Here is a 2,507-nt window from a genome sequence, read left to right on the forward strand (position 1 = left end):
TGCACGCGGCCGTCGCCGCGCTGCCGGGATCCGCGCATCCCGGGCGCCCGCTCGTGGTCGACCTGTGCTGCGGCTGCGGGGCGCTCGGGCTCGCCGTCGCGCGCCGGGCCGCCGTCGACCTCCACGCCGCCGACGCCGACCCGGTCGCGACCGTCTGTGCCGCGGAGAACCTGGCCGGGGTGGGGACGGTGCACACCGGTGATCTGTTCGCCGCGCTGCCCACCGGGCTGCGGGGACGCGTCGACGTGCTCGTCGCGAACACCCCCTACGTGCCCAGCGGCGCGATCGGCTCGATGCCCCCGGAGGCCCGCGACCACGAGCCCCGTACCGCACTCGACGGCGGCCGCGACGGCCTCGACCCGGCCCGCCGGGTGGCCGCGGGGGCGGGGGAGTGGCTCGCGCCGGGCGGGGCGCTGCTGATCGAGACGGGCACGGCCCAGGCTCCGGTGCTGGCGGAGGTGTTCGGCGGGCACGGTCTCGTCGCGCACATCGGGCACGACCAGGACCGCGACGCGACCTGGGTGGAAGGTCGCGCGGCGCCCTGATCGGCCGCCCTTTGCTCTGCTCACCGATACGCAGCAGCCCCCGGCAGCCCCGTCGAGCCTCATGACGTCGCTCGGCCCGGCGCATCGAGATACACGTTCCCGCCCCGGCGAGGGCGAGAACGTGCGCCTCGATCGGGCGGCGGGCCACGTGCTGCGTCATGGTGAGCAGAGCGCTCAGGCTGTCGTGACCACCAGACGTCCGGGAGCGTCCGCGGTCCAGGCCCGCTCCACGTCGCCCAGCTCCGCCACCCGCAGCGGGATCCGGAGCCCTCGGTCGCGACGGCGTCGAGCAGGCGCGGCAGCTCCGCGAGGCCGAGGACCGGCTCAGCGTCTGCGGTGCTCGCGGGGCAGCCGGCCGTCGACCATCAGGATCCCCTCGGCCCGCAGCCGGGCCGCCTGCTCGGCGGCGATGTGCGGGGCCGAGCGCCCGTCGGAGCGCAGCACCCGGTGCCACGGCAGGTCGTGGCCGTCCTCGGCGAGGATCCGGCCGACCAGGCGCGCCGAGCGGATCCCGGCCAGCTCGGCCACCTCGCCGTAGCTGAGGGTCTGCCCGGGCGGGATCGACCGGACGACCTCGCGCACCCGTTCCAGGGTCTCGGAGTCCACGCCTGCAGTCTGACGCTGTCGGTGCCCCGTGGTCTCATCGCCCCATGAGCCGAACAGCCCCCGAGCAGGCGTCGCCGCGCCTGGTGCGTGCGGACCCCCGGCCCGCTCCCGTGCGGGAGTGGACCGGTGCCGCCTCGCGGGTGCTCGCGCACGAGCGCGGCGCGCTGCGGGTGCTGGGCGGCCCGGGCACGGGCAAGACGAGCCTGCTGCTCGACGCGGTCGTCCGCCGCATCCGGGCCGGGGAGCCGCCGGGGTCGGTGCTGCTGCTGGTGGGCAGCCGCCGGGCCGCGGAGGAGCTGCGTGGCCGGCTCACGTCGCTGCTGACCGCGGGAGGGGGTGAGCTCGCCGGGGACTTCGGGGTGCGCACCACCCGCGAGCTGCTGGTGCGGACGGTGCACTCCTACGCGTTCGGGGTGTTGCGGCTGCACGCCGCGCGCTACGAGGACCCGCCCCCGCGGCTGCTGGCCTCGGCCGAGCAGGACGTGGTGGTCCGCGAGCTGCTCGCCGGGGAGATCGACGGCTGGGGCGGCACCGTCCCCGGCTCGGGCTGGCCGGAGCGGCTCGACCCGGCCCTCGGGCTGCCCGGGTTCGCCGCGGAGCTGCGGGAGCTGCTCCTGCGGGCGGCCGAGCGCGGACTGGGGCCACGCGAGCTGGCCGAGCTGGGGCGCGAGCACGGGCGCGAGGAGTGGGTCGCCGCGGCCCGGTTCTTCCGCACCTACGAGGAGGTCACGCTGCTCCGCGGGGCGGCGGGGCGGGGCGCGCCACAGGCGACGGCCCCGGCGCTGGACTCCGCCGAGCTGGTCGCCGCCGCGCTGGACACCCTGGCCGCGGACCCGGACCTGCGGGAGCAGGAGCGGCGCCGGGTCCGTCACCTCCTGGTGGACGACGCGCAGGACCTCGACCCGCAGCAGATGGAGCTGGTCGCGGCGCTGGCCGAGCACGCGGGGTCCACGCTGCTCGCGGGCGACCCCGACCAGGCGGTCCTGACCTTCCGTGGTGCGGACCCGCAGGGCCTGACGGTGCTCGACGCGCCCACCGAGGTCCTCACCGTCGACCACCGCCAGCAGCCGGGGGTCCGCGCGGCCGGGCTGCGGGTGGCCGAGAAGCTGCCCGGTGCCGGGGTGACCCGCACCCGTCGCGGTCCCGGGCCCGCCCCGGGGGACCACGCGGTGCCGGACCCGATCCCGGACGCGGTACCGGAACCGGTGCCCGACGCCGTGCCGGATGCGGCGGGCGCCGGGGTGGGGGAGTCCCTGCAGGTCCGGGTGTTCGGGTCGCCCTCCGCGGAGGCCGGCTGGATCGCCGACCGGCTGCGGCGCGCACACCTCGTCGACGGGGTGCCGTGGTCGGACATGG

Annotated in this window: 3 protein-coding genes; 2 read left to right on the top strand and 1 reads right to left on the bottom strand. The window is 77.7% G+C overall.

Annotated elements, in window-relative coordinates; genetic code table 11:
- A partial coding sequence (locus GTW08_RS29850; protein WP_161152854.1) for a methyltransferase occupies positions 1-545 on the top strand: 545 nt, incomplete at its 5' end.
- A gap of 324 nt (positions 546-869) precedes the next feature.
- Here GTW08_RS29850 and GTW08_RS29855 read toward each other — a convergent pair.
- On the bottom strand, positions 870-1,151 hold the full coding sequence (locus tag GTW08_RS29855; protein ID WP_073578330.1) for an MGMT family protein: 282 nt from the start codon (positions 1,149-1,151) through the stop codon (positions 870-872).
- A gap of 44 nt (positions 1,152-1,195) precedes the next feature.
- Here GTW08_RS29855 and GTW08_RS29860 point away from each other — a divergent pair.
- Positions 1,196-2,507, top strand: a 1,312-nt coding sequence (locus tag GTW08_RS29860; RefSeq protein ID WP_161152855.1) for a UvrD-helicase domain-containing protein, incomplete at its 3' end; no start/stop codon positions are given.

The sequence above is a fragment of the Pseudonocardia sp. SID8383 genome, assembly GCF_009864975.1.
Lineage (GTDB): Bacteria > Actinomycetota > Actinomycetes > Mycobacteriales > Pseudonocardiaceae > Pseudonocardia > Pseudonocardia alni.